This window comes from Massilia brevitalea (genome assembly GCF_030711405.1).
Classification (GTDB): domain Bacteria; phylum Pseudomonadota; class Gammaproteobacteria; order Burkholderiales; family Burkholderiaceae_D; genus Telluria; species Telluria brevitalea.
Genome location: NZ_JAULSI010000011.1, coordinates 19,580 through 35,684 on the forward strand (window position 1 = coordinate 19,580; position 16,105 = coordinate 35,684).

A 16,105-nucleotide genomic window follows, 5' to 3' on the forward strand; every position below is an offset into this window, starting at 1 on the left:
TGAATGTTCAAGAAATGCTAAATCTAGATCCATCTTTCGTTAACCATACTGAAGCATGATCTAGCGTTACAGCCCTACCATTACTGCAAAACTCCCAGCAGAAAGCTACTAAATTCGCAATAGTAAGATTCATACCTGATCATGAGAGGCTTCGCTGGGAAAAATGCGCGGCTCGAAGCTAAATGTTCTCACCTATCGACATTATGATTACACGTCTAGAACTTTATCAACGCGTCTGGCGTGAGCCAATGGTGAATATCGCTAAAGAATTTGGCGTGTCCTCAAGTTACTTAGCAAGAATATGTTCCCGTCTCAATGTGCCACGCCCCGCACGGGGTTATTGGGCACAAGTCAGCGCCGGCCAACACATGGCAAAGAGGCCGCTGCCCGAGGCGCAACCTGGGGACGAAATCTCTTGGAACCCCAGCGACGGTCGATGCGAAATTCAAAAGTGGACGCAAAAGGCGGTCGAAACCCCCAACGTTACTAAGCGGGCCCGGAAGCGTAATTTAGATGAGCAACATGAGCTCGTTGTGGACATGAAGCCTATTTTCCTATCGGGCAACCTCTCTAGAGATGGAAGCTACCTCAAGCCTTCCAAACGCAACTTGCTCGACCTTGTGGTAACGTCAGCGACCCTAAGTTACGCTCTGGAGTTAGCGAATGCTCTCTTTCTAGCTTTTGAGCGTAAAGGACACCGAGTCGTCCTTGCACACCAAACCGAATCCATTTCCAGGCCCGACGTAGACACTCGCGACATCCCTACCAAGCAGACACTCCTCAATAACCTTTGGTCGCCAGGCAGGAAAACGGTTTTGTATTTAAATGGAAATCCAGTTGGTATCACGCTCTTCGAAATTACCAATGCAACAGCGATGCGCTACAACGGCAACGGTAAGTACATCAAAGAGACAGACTTTGTTGCGCGAAAGGGAGTGCGTATGGATCACCTGCACTGGAAGTCAATCCAGGATATGCCGTCTGGCCGACTTTGCGTTCAAATTTACACTTCGAACTACGACGTAAAATGGTCCCGTCAGTGGAAGGAGCCTCGTCCTCAAGAGCTACTAACAAAAATCAATACTCTCGTTAATGAGGTATTGGCTTGTGAAGCCGAGGTTGCTGATGCGATCAACAAAGGCAAACAGCATGCTGCTGCAGAAAACGCCCGATGGAATGCAATGCAAGAGAAATGGCGAACCGAGGAGCTTGAGCGGAAGCGTGCGAAGGCCATTAAAGAGAGCAAAGAAGAGCTTGAGTCGCTTTTGGTCAGGTCCGAGAAGTGCGATCGTCTTGACCGCTTTCTGGCGACATTTATGAAGCAAGCAGTTGACGCAAGTGACGCGAGCAAAGCCCGACTAGAAATGCTCATCGATGCCGCAATGTCTATTGAAGGTACGCGCCCAAAGCTTAATGATTTTCTAGCTTGGAAGCCACCTCATGAACGCGATTAAAGCGGTCTAGCTGACCTTAAACACGCAAATGTAACTTCAGAATTGCATAGAGCAGACGCTGTGGCAACGAATAGCAACAACGCTCGGAACCGGCATCGACAACGCCGATTGCTTCCATGATATTTTTCTAAAAAGGACGTTCGCTTGTCTTCTACCTACTCCCCATGGCTCTTCATCAAGAACGCCTAGCAAAAACCCTTGCTTGTCCTAGTGGCAACACCGTACACTGAGCCATTCTGAACAATTGCTTTCGGCTGACATGGCAATACTTGATGCGGTGGAGCTAGATCAGACGTTTGCGTCGGCGGCTAAGGAAATCCGGCAATATTGACGACAAGAACGATCGAAAAAACCACTGATGGAAGTGCTGTTCCAAGGCAGTGCGCGCCTGGGTGAGCGCATCAGTCTCAGCATCGCTAAGGCGTAGATGCCAACGACTTCATGAAAAAAAATATACCAAAATTTGTTTATAAGTACCGTCCTGCGAAGTTAGAAGAGCACGTACAGCCGGGCACTGGCAGTCTGGACCGTATTCGAGGAATGATTGAGGGTAGGGAAATCTTCTTTGGATCTTCGTTTTCTTTTAACGACCCTTTTGATTGTCGGCCGGTGACATCATTAAACTGCTCGGCAGAAGAATTTTTGCGTATTTGCGTTGAGCGCACTAACGCTTCGCGAGGTCCGGACGCAGCTGCGCTGGTGGAAGCAAAAATTCGCTCTACGTTAGGGACTACCGAAGATTTAAGAGATCCCGCCAATTTGGCGAGACTCGAAGCGATGATGGCGAAAAGTATCTCAGAATTGGGAGTCTTTTGTGCTGCTGCCTCGCCCGATAACAGTTTGATGTGGTCGCATTATTCAGAGAATTTTAGCGGAGTATGCTTGGAGTACGATACGTCGGTATTCAATGATCTACGAAAGGTAAGTTATCTCCGAAAAAGGCCCGTTGTGGATATGCTTCCTGGTGGAGATTCACTGGCAGTCCAGATCGAGAAGATTTTTTATAGTAAATCGAAAGTCTGGAAGTACGAGGACGAATGGCGAGCAATCGGCCCAAGAGGAGTGAATGTATTTACCGGGCACGCCGTTACGCGTGTACTTTTCGGTCAAAACTGCAAGGCAGAGATACGCGGAATAATTGCTGGTTATGTAAAATCATCAGGCGCCCCAATCGGCTTTGCCGAGGTGAGGCCAGATAGTCGTTCTTACCGGCTAAACATTGTAGATCTACAAGAGTGAAGTCAAAGCTTGTATGCGTTTTGCAGTGCAGATCATCTTACGCGGACGAGGAGCGGAAATAAATTATCTAGTGCGACAGCCAGACCATCGAGATCTAGACCACGTCGTCATTTCCATATAGCAAGCAGAAAATCTCTACCGATAGAATATGTGATATGTCAAAATTAAGCGATTTACAGAAACTAGCAAATGAACTTGAACTTAAGGATGTTTTAAAAGGTGCAATCCGTCGCTTCTTCTTGCCGGACCTAGTTTCGAAGTTAACTTTCGTTGTCATCGGAATAGGTGCCTCAATATTGTTATTTCCCACTCCGCTGAAAGTGCTATTTTACAATGCTCTTATCTCTACATTCAATATTAATTCCGGAGCTCCCATAACTATTGGTGAGCTGAGTAGTGGCTATGCAGATTACTGGATAGGCCTAGTCTTAGTTGTACTCGGCATTACATACAACCTTTTAGCAAGAATTTTGCAGTTTTATTCAGAACATTTTGTGCGTCTAGCGAAAAACAACGTCGCGGCAGTAGATCGCAAACTTTTCGGACTGCTTTTATCCGATTTGCCCAGCGATTCGGGAATCGTAGAATTAGCACGGCACCACGACTTTGGGCATAGTTTCGATAATCGCCCTACAGGTAGGTTAGAGGAGTTCCTGCTTAAATGGCGACATCCGGAGTTTATGTTTCTCGATCCAGAACTGGAGAAAAAAAAGCTCGAACTTTATGAAAAGGCAAACGAGTTTCTCAGGTTTCTCGCGCATAAAAGTGAGCCGATAGGGATAAACCGACAGAGTATTGTCCCTCCGGGCACGAATGATTTCGGATGGACGAAACATCTTCAAGAGGAGGTCGATAAAGCAAATAGTCTTGGCACTGAGTTTGCCGACTTACATCGCGATTTTATTCTATTTTCTAGAACGCAACTGGTTTGCTGATAGGAACCTACTTACTCACAGGATTGAAAAAAGAAGCGACCGCTTATGACCGCTTGCTGACGTACAGTGTAGCGGCTATTGGCCGGTGCGCGACGTTCAGCTCAGTTGGATGTTTTGACACACTACAAAGTATTTTGGTTCTTTCTGCCCGTGGCACACGACGCACGGCCCTCTTTCTCACCGTAGGCTACCTCACTTATATTGGCAATGGCGTTAACGGCGACACTGTCGTTGAGCTGCTGCAGGAGACGCGGATCGGTGTACCCAATGACTCTTTTGAAAGCCAGCGGGAGGGACGTCAACCACAGCCAGATCAGATGAAGTAATTATGCAGAGATGCTACCTGACGCCTTCACGCATGGTTGCAACTGGCAGCCCGTATCCGCGATGGAGAAAATTGTAACAATGCGAAGGTTAGAAGCTGCTCGATACGGTATCGTTATCTCAACAACAAAAGAGTTTCTAATGCCACTCGATAACTCCTGCCTAGGACGTGCTCGCAGCGCAGCACATCAGTCGCAGAATCCTTCCATCAGCGCTTTGCAGCGCGTACTGCGCATCGGTCATAGCGAAGCTAGTAGTCTGGTAGCACAGCTGCAGGACGAAGACATGCTGCTGGCGCGGATGACCGGTCGACAGCCGCGCCTGCACCCCGACTACCGCCGCCATGTGGTCCGCCGTATCACGGGCAATGAGCGGCTGTGCCACGTTCGTATGGTGGTTCAGACGGCCCTACTGTGCTTCGAGCTCGACGAGGAAGCCATTGCCGGCGACTCGGCGGTTCTCAAACTGCATGCTCCACCAGGGGCGAATTGGAGGGTGCTGCGCACGCTGTTTATGGAAGACTGGTATAGCAAGCAGGGCTTGTCATTGACCGATGCGGCACTTGCCTATCACGAATGGCTTCAGGAGCGTGGGCCATCACCGGCCGATTGCAGCGGACTGGCTCAGGCGATTCGTACAGAGTGCCTTCCCTACGAGCGGCCACGCGTGGATGCCACAGCTTCGGCAACACGCCTAGCAAGAGCATATGTCCGCCTTGCGCGCTACTATAAACGCTCCCTTGCCGAGGGCGGCTCGCGCGACACCCGGATCGCTGAATACTATGTCCGCAATGCCGTGGTGCCGCAGAATGCAAAGTCGCTGGGCCGCATCTACCCCGAGCATGTCGTGCCGTGCGCGGTGCTACGTGATACGGCAACAGCAGCGTTCGAGGCTGGTGCGTCAGTGCGTGATGTAGCCGAGTGGATCGAGAGCATGATGGTGGTGACATGGATCGCCAAGACCGAGGCCCGGTACCTCGACTCCGACCTAGGTTGGAAGGACCGGATGCCGCCTGATTGGCAACCAGCAAGCGGATGCCGCTACGCGCGCCTGCACGACGCTAAAATCCCCTTCACACCGGCCATCTCGCATCCTTGTACCTGCAAATAGGAAAATCCGCTTCGGTCGAGTGCTGTCGAACTCTGAGGATATTAGACGACCCAAGCGGAAAGTTACACTACAATCAACCGACTGAGCGTTCAAAGGTACCTTGTTTGATTATTCCGTGAATTCTCTATCGTTCGCGAATTCATCAGTGCCTTGCTCGATAGCGCGACGTGTCTTCCGAACGATCGTGTCTCCAATCTCTTTGTCTTTCACTTCATCCAGCACGCGCCGTCTGAAGTCTTCGAAATCCGTAGCCTCGCGTAGCGCACGCCACATCGCGTGTGCATGCATATCCAAATGTTCAAAGTGTCGCTCAGTTTTGTTCTCGAATTGACTAATCATATGTGGCAATGATGTCAGGCTCGTCTCGCTCCACTCGCGTTGTCGCTTCTCATCGTTAGCAATTGCATCCGTTGCATACTTGACACCGTATCTAACATCGACTGCGGACGAGTAAGGCATATAAGAAGAGGTACCAGCAGAAATCCTCTCACAGCTCGCAAGATAATCGATGTTTTCAGGAGCGTCGACGAATGCCTTGAGTGCTACTAACGCCCATTCAGGGCAGAAGCGGCTGCTGCGCGCACCAGGCTCCATCAGCCATGCTTGAATCGTTCGATGTGACACCGGCTTCTTCGTTATGTTCTGGATCGCAATCGACGCCTGCAGCGTATCGCCGCCGAACTTGTTATCGACTAGATTACGCATTGCGCTGCGGCGCCGCTCTTTCTGAAATATTTCCCAGAACCCGGCACGGAATTTCGTCAGACTCACCGCATCAAACTTCTGCTTTGCGCTTCCACTAGGCGTCAATTCGACATCGTCCATCGTGCTTGGTGAACGCCCGATTTTCACGTCAAATTTTGTATTTGTTTCGGTCTCAATTGCGACGGTATTTGGATAAAGGTATTTCCAGGGCATGATTGCTCCAAGGATGCGCGATGTGTGGCGCACAATGTGCGCAAGTCAAGCTGGCGTCGCTTCCTGCTAGGCCGGTGTGAGCCTCGATAGGCTCAGCGTCGGACAGTGTGGCAGGGACCTGAAGACAGGAACGAAGACATATCGCCCGCAGGTCGGAGTTTCGAGTAACTACTTCAGGTCGCCTGCGGAGTAGCCGAGTGCCTTTTTGCGATGTGCGCCCTGTCTTGACCTTTGCTAGCTCGCGCCGCATGCGCTCGTACTCCTGCCTGGACATTTGCTCCTACACGCCTGCGGCCTGTGAGCCCCCGTTGGTATCTCTGCACCACCGTCCCAACAAATTGGCGACAATGCCCAAGCCGCGCGCGATCGCCGCCTCGCTTGCGCCAGGCTGGCCTACCAGCTTTACGGGCTCGCGCTTGAACTCCTCTGAAAGCACCCGTCTTCACGCGCCATGTTATATCCTGGATAGGAACATCATACCTATCGAAAGTGTTTGAGCTGGTGGGGAATGCCCAAGTGACGCGTGACTTGCCTAACCTACAGCTTGTGAAGAGGTGCGCTGATCGTTGAAATGTTCGTGAAGCGAATCAGGTGGCAAAGGAAAAACTTGGCGGGGGATGGTAACAAGCCTGCAGAGGTGTAGGTAAACACAGTTCCACTTGGCCAGTCGAGTGTGAGGACTGATGAGTTAACATAGAAAGGAACCGGCGCTCGCCCCAAATTGTTGCGTCGTATAGAAAGCCATTCTTTTCAAAGTTTCCGCATTCACAAGTGTCCACAATGGTCACACTACTAAACTACGTGCCGATTCCAATAAGGTTTGCCGCTTCGCCTCGGGAGCAGCTGAGTAAGCAAGAATGATCTCAGCGAGACGATCATCGTTGCAATAGAAGAAAGCCACCGGAACACCGAGAACTTTTGCCAACGCTTCCGCAAATTTCATCGGAGGCCCATGAGCTCCGCCTTCATGCCGGCTCATCCGTGCATCTAGGCCCGCTAGGGCACCGAGGCAATCCTGCGGCAGCCCGGCCCGTTCACGCGCTTGACGAAGACGTCGGCCAATAGTTGAGTTGATGATCTTAGAACGCGCAGGCATCCCACGATATTCGTAGAATGCCAAGAAATTTTCTCTACGAAAAACGTAGATGTGCTGTTGATATACTTGTTACTCATCAATGGCAGCAGAGCATGCTCAAGTCACTTAACTCCAGATCGAAGGCCACTTCGTGTAGCTTCCACCGTCCGTTGGGCAGACGTGGTCGAGAACTGTCGCACTTACTCGTCGAGATTCAAAGATCAACAATCCGTGTATCAAAACTTTCTGCAGCCGTAACTTGCCTTATGCTCATACCCGTTGGCTGAGATGGGAGTGGCAATAGGAGTTCATCAGCCCCGGTAATGACTGTCCCGACGAGCACTCAGGACAACACCCACCTCCCCTCTAGCGTCGCTTTCCTGGTTGGCGAAGGTCCGTTCAACGCAAACACTGTGTACACCGTTTGATTCGTCGGTAAAGCGACCGGTAAGGCAACAGGCACCACCGGCGGCCTACCCATCGAAAAAGTGCGGAGCTTTAACACAGGGTCATTCAAGCGAGGCTGCTGAGCCCCTATTTTCCCTAGCAATACAGGTAACTCACTACTAGCACCTTATCATCTCATCGTTTAAACGTTGAAACACCACCCATGCTAAAAAATCTTGGTCTCCCACTCGCATCGCTTACCTGCACGGAAGCCATTGCTCAACCAATTCCACCTCTATCCGGCCAAATTGAGCTTGGCCCTAAAGACACAGAGACTTTCATATGTGCAGTCTCAAGCATCAACGAAGACTTCATGGATCGTTCGAGAAACCTTTGGAAAACTGCCGCAGGTGGCGGCAAGTTCCAAGCCGCCACTCCGATCATATGACGATTCAAATTTAAATCAGCCAAAATGGCCGCAGCAGATGTTTTCAACTTCTATAAAAGATACCCCGCTGCAGCATACGTGAAGTCGTCAATGTACGAAAAAGGCGCTCAGCGCACTCAAGAATTCGTTGTTACTAAATGCGAGGTAGACGCAAGTAGGGCAGCGAACGTTGCACCAAAGAAGTCGCCCACTGAGGCATATAAGCCACTTCGCACAGATCGAGAGAAAATACTGAACTGCTTGAAGCTGAACAAGAATCCACTCAACGACGAGCAGCTAGCGTTGTTGGTGTCGAACAAGCCCTTCCCATTGAGGCCTTTGAACGTAGAGATCACATCCAAAAGATTGCAGCTCAAAGAAGAATTGAAATGATTAGATCTCATCGTGATGCCCAAATCAAATTGACCTCACCAAATTCTAATAAGTGTCCGTAGACACTGTCCTTTTGCACAGTACCGTCCTGGCATTTAAAGAAAAAAACCCCAGGACTGCTAACGCTTTCGAAAACCTCCACCACAGTGCGCATCAGATAATCCTCGCAGTCTTCACGCTTAGATTGGAGGCTGATTTTAACCTTCGAAAAATCTCCTTCACTAAGAAGATCGACCACATTCCCGAAGTTGTCAAGAATAAATCTAGCGTAACGGCATTCGTCGTCAATTATGACCAGCGCGTCTACGTGAAACAGTTGCACGTTTAACGATAATTCAACTGCCCGATAGCACTGCATTCCCGGTCGAGAAAAAATCGCCTGGAGGACGTCGGAGTTCTTACACTTCCATTGTTGGTCTACGTGGAACATGTTCAAAGAGTAAATAGGATGAGCGAAGCAGGACCATAGATTCTATGATAAACGTAGAATATACATCAAATTTATTGAATTGGCACGGCTTGCGATAGGAATTTAAGAGAAATTCCTGATCACAGTATAGCGATCATCGACGTAGGAATAATATCATTCCGCATGGAATGTTCCAGCTGCATCGGACTTGCGTATATAAGATTTGCCGCAATAATCAAGCGACTGACTTCAATGAGCGTTTATGAACGAGACTAGAATCCCGGTCAACAGCGTCGAGTGGGCTATCAAGTCTCCGATAATCGATACCCTGCATATGAGCGTTTGCTGCCCATCTCGCAAACTGTTCCAAAAAAAGCGACTCGGCTTTCTTAAGCCGAGCAATTTCGGCTCGCTGCGTTTCAATAATCAGGAGCGCGTCGTCAAGCTCGACAGTTCCAATATTCTTTTTTGCAGAAGGGCCTTGCGCAAGAGATTCGTTCTTCTTGACATAAGCTTCTTGAATTAATTGATGGTTCGCCAGTGCCTGACGGGTGTAAACAACCTGCGTAGAACACTCGATGGCATTGATCAATGCGTCCCAGGTCAGCCGACCCTCTGACCAACGATCAATAATAAACAGAATGCCAGCAATACGCTCTTCTGTCAGATTCGGCGCTCTTTTTTTCTTCTCTTTGTTCTTCAACGTATCGAACCTATCATTTCTATGACTTCGTTAAACCAAGCAATGAGAACCCACTTTCCTGCGCATGTTTCGAATTTTCTATCACCGGGCCAGGCCGGACGCGGTCGCTATCTTCAGCATCAATACTGCGCACATGGTCAATTCTAGAATAATCTCCCACCCCATTCAACCGAATCGGGGCGCCATGTGGCACATTAGGATTGTCCATGATCGAGATTAGGTCCGACGCACGTTTCAGTTTAACCTTTTGTCGTTCGAGCCAGCGATCCGCTCCATATACGCCTGATTCACAAGCCGCCTCAGCCCTAGCGATCAGGATTTCGAGCTCTTCGCGTTCGCGCCTGATATTATTTTCCCTGACAGAATCACCTTTGATACAAAACTGCTCACTACAGTCTAAACATTCCTCATGTTTCTCGCACGGGCTCGCCGAAAAATCGTGTACGCAGTAACCGAACGCCGTTGTATGTCCCGCCTCGATCGCTAGTCGTTTGAACTCATTTCTAGCATACAATTTTATCGAGCTGGCCTTCACAGCCGGAAGGGTCGAGGCCGCATTACCGACTAGCAGAGCCGCTCTGTTTGCGATTTCAGAACTGCTTACATGATTGTAAGCCTCACCTCGTGACGTGCGACCCGACCAAAGATCAATGTCAATATCTGACAACTCACCGCTTTCATGAGCAAGATGATTTAGATAGTGTCGAAACGCGTGGGACGACAATCTAAAAGGAATTATCTTTCCGTCTACGACGTCCGCAAGGCCAAGTTTAGCGAAAATAGATGTCTTGTTCCGGCCATCTAAACGATAATTGAGATCGACTCGATCCATCGGAACGTAAATGCACAAATATGGGATGCGGGCGGTATTACTAAACTTCGGAAGAGTAAAAAGGAGATCGCTGCATTTCCAACGTTGGGTGTTGTCCGAATACGGGAAATGCCGTGGCAAATGCTTGATCACAGCATTTTCCAAGTCGGTGAAGCGATGCAAAAATCTCCGCCCATCCAATTTCGCAACAGGTATATTATTTCCCTTACACCATGTGTATGGATCAATTGAACCATCCCCCCACAAAATCAGGGAAATTTCGGACCGAGTGATCAACGTCTTGCTTCGCAGATACTCGAGATGTTCAGGGAGGTAGATTTTAGTGGGCTTCGGTTGCGAAGGTGAGATTTGATCCTCATACCATTTTGCGATCCGCCGGCCAGGATCAGTGATTTTCCTTATGCGTCCGATTGCATCTTTAACTAAATCTTGCATTACCGCAGGAATAGCTTTCAATTGCGGTAACGCCCCTTTTGACGGCCACCAGCGCAGAGAATAACCAGGAGAACCATCGCCTAAAGTCGGCGACTCGCAGTCGACCATTAGAGAAACAACCTCATTGGCTCTGTCTGGGGAGCTCAACATCAACGCACACATCGATGTGTACACGATGTCCTCTGGATCCGAAGCGACACAATAAGCATTTCCAAGCGCTTCAAGAATATCGCTGCTTGGCAGCTTGCTGTAGCGTCGCTTCTCGAAATCCTTGCCCAGACGTCCATGTGGAATCGGCGCTTCCATGGGACTTTGCCACTGGATCGGTGCCATTCCAATCATCTTGTCATCCAGTAGCGACGAAATTTTCTGCAGTACGCATCCAATACCGTGTGCGGCTTCTGCAGTGTGTTTTTCGGTTATTGCTTTTGCTGCAATATTGAAAATAATCGAAGTGAGTTTTGTTGGACTATTTTCACCACAAGAATTTAGTGCATAATCTAGAACGCGAAGGGCCTGTAAATCTCGAACAAAGCTGACCTTTCGCGTAAGTTCATACTGATACACAATGTATGCCTTGGCGAAGTCCAAGAATGGCTGGGATATCCACTCGGTCTGAACATTCTTGCTAGGCCGTGGCTGTCCCCACGCACCAAAAACAATTGTAGTGCCACTGCGCTTTGACTTTTGCGCTACTTGCGCTGTCACGTCCCAAATATTGGAATCAAAATTAAAATCGCTACCAAACACGGTGCTGATCTTTGCTTGCGCGACAAATTGTGAAAAATTTCGCTCTGCCGCGATACTGCGCTTCGAAGGAAGACTAACGACCGTGCCGCTCATGAGCTGACGTTCCCACCACATTCCAGAATCACTTGTGCCACAGCTAGGATTGTACGATCATGAAGCATCGTCATGTGCGCGTCTTTCTCGAACTCGGCTGAACGGCTTTTACGACGCTCCCAAAGAAATTCAAATATCAGCTCATGTGGAGCGTCTTTCCATGGACGAAATTTCTTACACGTGTAGCAAGCGACGGGCGCTGCATACCCGCAATAGCCCGTCTTATCACATTTTCCCAATTGCTCACCTGAAGGAATGACCCGAAGATCCCGAATAATTGCTCCTGTGGAAGCGCTATCTTGCGCCGTTAGAAACTCGCCACGGAATGCCTGGGCAAGAGGCGCTAATTCGAATGCGAGAGTTTTATCGAGCCGGTCCTGCAGACGCGAAGTTGCAGCGATGTAAGGTTTACTGCTCTTGATATCTCGATGCCCAAGCATTGCTGCCAGCACTGGTGCGGGAACGTTGTCTGCAGCCAAACGTGTGCCATATGTTTTCCTTAATCTCCGCGCATTTAACACAATCTCGCTACCGACGCGCTCCGACGAAACATCAATCTGATTAAATACTTCTCTTAACACATCGATAACAGAAACAACCGCCATGTGATACGATAAATCGCCTGCATCGTTGCTAAAATAATAGTTTGAATCCCTACCGATTATCTCCTCCCTTGACGATTCAGACTGGAGCACGAAAGGAACAGCATATCTGTCTGCTGAAAACAATGGCGATTGGTCGAGCGCCTTCACAAGCCCGGCGAACTTCTCTTTTTGCTTCTGACCATGTGCGTAGAGCAACTCTCCTATTTCGCTAAGCACTGGCCATTCATACATTTCATCTCGAGGAATTTGACCCTTTTGCTTTATTCTAGGGATCGATAACGAATATGAGATCGTTCCGCCTATATCCTTTTTTGAAATATCTCCAGCTTTCAACAATGCGACTTGTCGAGGACGAATACCTAATGAAGTTACTAGCCACGCCATAAGGAACGGCTGTTCTTGAATCTGCTTTTTAGCATACAGCTCAACAAAACTTTCGTAAAAGCTCTTGAATTCAATATCAGTGAGCGGTCCCGAAATCGGATCCCACGTAAGCACTGACTCCCCGACAACCCGTGACCTCGGCTTCTTCTTCCTTAAAAATTGCAGAGCTGATTTTTCAATGCCAGCATAACGATGCTCCACCCATCGCAGAATCATGCTTTTAAATACAAATTTCCTACCTTCGTATACGCTTGAGTCACCCCAAAAACGACGCAAAGTGGTTTCGTCAATTACTTCAATTCGCAATGTAAGCGGCTGAGATTTTGAAAATTTTTCTGTGCTCTTAAATAACTCAACCAAAGAACGAGGAGCAAGCTCTTGTGATGCATGCATAAGAACTGCCTTCAGCGCAATAATAAGCGAGTCAGAAAATTGATTTTTAAACTGAAAGAAATCTAAATTTACACGATCAAGGCCGTCTTGAAAGTCCCAAAGGTCAGCTCGCGGATTGAAATGCACACCAGAAATAGTCGTGGCAAAGTCAGGCAATTCCGGAACGCCTAGCGGAAGAACAGCGAGGGAATTCTGTATACGCCCGTTCCTCATTTCAAATTTCTCTTTCTGAAGCCATGAATTTTCTCTTGAACCTTGATAGATTCCTGCTGCGCTTTCTTCCTGATCGCCAATGCCGAGTAGTAGTTCGGCATTTTACTTTTATCGGACCAGCCGTTTTGGTTTTTCATTAGGTCTTCACGCGTTTTGTCATGCATATTAGATTCAAACGCATGCATTGTAAAGATCGAATTCCAGGTGTGGCGTAAAACATGCGCACTTAATGTCAGCGGAAGCCCGGACACCTTCTTCCTGAGAGCATAGAAAATATCTCGCGCGGCGCTTTGACTCAATGGCGCCCCCTGTCGGCTCGATACAAATAGATATCCGTAGTCTTTTACTTTGACGTAATTGCGTCTCATTTCAAGATATTCCTCTGTGAACTCAAGCAAAGTGTCACTGATGCGCAGCTCGCGTTCATTGGTCTTCACCAGTGGCGGATCATTTCTAGGGTCGCCAGGATTGTCCGGACGACGGATGATTTCAGCCGTGCCTGAACCGAAAGTAATATCTCGCAAAGTCAACCCAAGCGCCTCACCCTTTCTAAGAGCGACGTCGAGCAGCCAGTAAATATAAAGCCGGTTTCGGTAGCGATTAAAGCCAGGGCGCCACGGGTTCTCTGGGGATTCAGGGTCCAATACCTCATGCAGTCGCGTTATCACTTCGGCCGCTAGCCCCATGCGTTTCATTTTTGATTTTCGATTTCCGCGATGGATACGCTTGGACTTGATCGCTCCGAGCGCTGCGTCAACATTTGCCCTCGTAGCCAGCTGAACGGAACTATCCGCTTCAATACGCATAATTTCCCGAGAGGTGAGCCATCGCAGATAGCTTTGGATGTACCCGAGGCGAATGTTCGAAGTGCCTCGATCAACAGAAAGCACCTGCCGCTCCGGCGCACGCGCGCGGAATGCCTGCAGCAGCTTCGCGCCGTTTTTAAATTTAAATTTGGGTTTGGCCGGTGCAACGGGCGCGGCAGACGCAACACACAATCTAATTTTGATTTCGGAAAATTGGAGTTTACATAGAGAAGTAAGCTGCTCGACTTCCGCCATATCGAAGAGTCTGCCACTCTTGTGAATCCGGTGATGAATGTCGATCTTCTTCGAATTTAAAAATAGAATTAAAATCCGAATCGCGTACATTGCTTGTTTTATTGTCGAGTGCGCGTCGCCACGCTTTCTCAACTCAAGCATTGCAAAAACGGTTGGGTCGATAAGAGGAATGCCGGTCTCTGCATCGATAAGCATCGCAAAGCGTTCTCCAGAGACCCACTTAATTGACTTGATCGAAAGCTCAGGAATACTTGTTGACATGTTCAATTCCGACAGATAATCGTGGTATAATAGTTATCAAAGCAATAAGCGTCAACAACTATTCGGCGCTTCCCCTATGAAAACGACGGAGTTGTTTACAAATGACTGAATTACGATATTTATGGCACGACTACGAAACCTTCGGCGCCCAGCCGCGCCGCGACCGTCCGGCCCAGTTTGCCGCAATCCGCACCGATGCCGAGCTCAACGAGATTGGCGACCCGGTCATGCTGTACTGCCGGCCGGCCAACGACTACCTGCCCGACCCGCAGTCCTGCCTGATCACCGGCATCACGCCCCAGCAATGCCTGGAACAGGGCGTGCCCGAGCATGAATTCGCACGCCAGGTCGAGGCGGCGTTTGCCGAGCCCGGCACCGTCGGCGTCGGCTACAACACCATCCGCTTCGACGACGAGGTGACGCGTTTCCTGTTCTGGCGCAACCTGATCGACCCCTACGCGCGCGAATGGAAGAACGGCTGCGGCCGCTGGGACCTGCTCGATGTGGTGCGCATGACCTATGCCCTGCGTCCGGAGGGAATCGAATGGCCGCGCCACGAGGATGGCCGCCCGAGCTTCCGCCTCGAGCACCTGACCGCCGCGAATGGCCTGGCCCACGAGGCGGCCCACGATGCGCTGTCCGACGTGCGCGCCACCATCGCCCTGGCGCGCCTGATCCGCAGCAAGCAACCGAAACTCTTCGACTTCTGCCTGGAACTGCGGCGGAAGGACCGGGTCGCGGCCGAGATGGGATTGCACCTGGAACCGGCACTGCGCCAGCCCTTCCTTCACGTGTCGGGCATGTTCCCGACGGAACAGGGTTGCCTGGGCCTGGTGTGGCCGCTGGCCCAGCATCCGTCGAACAAGAACGAAATCCTGGTCTGGGATTGCCGCCACGATCCGTCGGAACTGTTCGGGCTGGATGTGGAAACGATCCGCCAGCGCATGTTCACGCGTTCGAGCGAATTGCCCGAGGGCGTGACGCGCCTGCCGATCAAGAGCGTGCATCTGAACAAGTCGCCGATGCTGGTCGGGAATTTGAAGACCCTGAGCCCGGCCATGGCCGAGCGCTGGGGCATCGACGTGGCCCAGCACCGCGCACATGCCCAGCTGGCGGCGCAGGGGCCGGACATGGCGGCGGTGTGGGCGCAGGTGTTCAAGAAACCGGCTGCCCTTGATGAGACCGATGTCGACGAGGATTTGTATGGCGGCTTCGTCGGCAACAACGACCGGCGCAAGCTGGACTCCATGCGCGGCGAAACGCCGGCGCGGCTGGCCGGCATGCAGGCGGCGTTCGAGGACGAGCGCCTGGTCGAGCTGCTGTTCCGCTATCGTGCACGCAATTTCCCGGAGACCTTGAACGAGGTGGAGACGGCGCGCTGGGAAGAACACCGCGCGGCGCGGCTGTTCGACGGGGCCGGGAATGCGCGGACGGTGGACCAGTTGTTTGGGGAGATCGATGCGCTGTCGGAGACGGCCGATGAGCGGGGGCAGGAGATTCTGGGGGCGCTGTACGATTATGTGGAGATGATTGCGCCGGAGCGGTATTGATTTTTTGGCGTTATCGGGGCTGTTGCCTGATGCGTTAATGGTGTGTTGAATCCGCGTGGGCACAGAGTGCCCACCCTACCGGTTACGTTAACGGTGAGTTCATACGAAACCCGGATACCTAACGTGTATCGTAGGGTGGGCACTCGTGCCCACG

General features: G+C 50.4%; 12 protein-coding genes. 5 read left to right on the forward strand and 7 right to left on the reverse strand.

Features of this window, described 5'->3' with window-relative positions; genetic code table 11:
- The first annotated feature begins 182 nt into the window (after positions 1-182).
- From QWL29_RS08750 to QWL29_RS08765, 4 genes are all read left to right on the forward strand, one after another.
- Positions 183-1,454 (forward strand): RWP-RK domain-containing protein, encoded by a 1,272-nt coding sequence (locus tag QWL29_RS08750; protein WP_305822504.1) that lies wholly within the window; start codon positions 183-185, stop codon positions 1,452-1,454.
- Between the two features lie 441 nt (positions 1,455-1,895).
- Complete coding sequence (locus QWL29_RS08755) at positions 1,896-2,693, forward strand: DUF2971 domain-containing protein (RefSeq protein WP_305822505.1); 798 nt, start codon at positions 1,896-1,898, stop codon at positions 2,691-2,693.
- A gap of 155 nt (positions 2,694-2,848) precedes the next feature.
- Positions 2,849-3,628 carry a hypothetical protein gene (locus QWL29_RS08760; RefSeq protein WP_305822506.1) on the forward strand — a complete coding sequence of 260 codons (780 nt, stop codon included), beginning with the start codon at positions 2,849-2,851 and terminating at the stop codon, positions 3,626-3,628.
- A 465-nt stretch (positions 3,629-4,093) separates the two neighbouring features.
- Entirely contained in the window at positions 4,094-5,062 is a 969-nt protein-coding gene (locus QWL29_RS08765; protein ID WP_305822507.1) for a hypothetical protein, read from the forward strand.
- A 108-nt stretch (positions 5,063-5,170) separates the two neighbouring features.
- On the opposite strand, the gene QWL29_RS08770 is transcribed toward QWL29_RS08765, so the two are convergent.
- The 7 genes from QWL29_RS08770 to QWL29_RS08795 form a co-directional block, all read right to left on the reverse strand.
- Positions 5,171-5,980 (reverse strand): hypothetical protein, encoded by an 810-nt coding sequence (locus QWL29_RS08770; RefSeq protein ID WP_305822508.1) that lies wholly within the window; start codon positions 5,978-5,980, stop codon positions 5,171-5,173.
- A 280-nt stretch (positions 5,981-6,260) separates the two neighbouring features.
- Complete coding sequence (locus tag QWL29_RS26765; RefSeq protein ID WP_370663682.1) at positions 6,261-6,416, reverse strand: transposase; 156 nt, start codon at positions 6,414-6,416, stop codon at positions 6,261-6,263.
- Positions 6,417-6,764: 348 nt separating this feature from the next.
- A complete protein-coding gene (locus tag QWL29_RS08775) occupies positions 6,765-7,100 on the reverse strand; it encodes a helix-turn-helix domain-containing protein (RefSeq protein ID WP_305822509.1) in 336 nt (111 codons plus the stop codon).
- A 1,806-nt stretch (positions 7,101-8,906) separates the two neighbouring features.
- Positions 8,907-9,374, reverse strand: a complete 468-nt coding sequence (locus QWL29_RS08780) for a hypothetical protein (RefSeq protein WP_305822510.1) — start codon at positions 9,372-9,374, stop codon at positions 8,907-8,909.
- Between the two features lie 19 nt (positions 9,375-9,393).
- Entirely contained in the window at positions 9,394-11,484 is a 2,091-nt protein-coding gene (locus QWL29_RS08785; RefSeq protein WP_305822511.1) for a hypothetical protein, read from the reverse strand.
- Positions 11,481-13,022, reverse strand: coding sequence for a site-specific integrase (locus QWL29_RS08790; protein WP_305822512.1), 1,542 nt, complete (start codon positions 13,020-13,022; stop codon positions 11,481-11,483). Before QWL29_RS08790 ends, QWL29_RS08785 begins: the two co-directional genes overlap by 4 nt.
- A gap of 53 nt (positions 13,023-13,075) precedes the next feature.
- Positions 13,076-14,401 carry a tyrosine-type recombinase/integrase gene (locus QWL29_RS08795; protein ID WP_305822513.1) on the reverse strand — a complete coding sequence of 442 codons (1,326 nt, stop codon included), beginning with the start codon at positions 14,399-14,401 and terminating at the stop codon, positions 13,076-13,078.
- Between the two features lie 101 nt (positions 14,402-14,502).
- On the opposite strand from QWL29_RS08795, the gene sbcB reads away from it, so the two are divergent.
- The gene (gene sbcB, locus QWL29_RS08800) at positions 14,503-15,951 is read left to right on the forward strand and encodes an exodeoxyribonuclease I (RefSeq protein WP_305822514.1); all 1,449 of its coding nucleotides are present in this window, start codon (positions 14,503-14,505) and stop codon (positions 15,949-15,951) included.
- Positions 15,952-16,105: the final 154 nt, after the last annotated feature.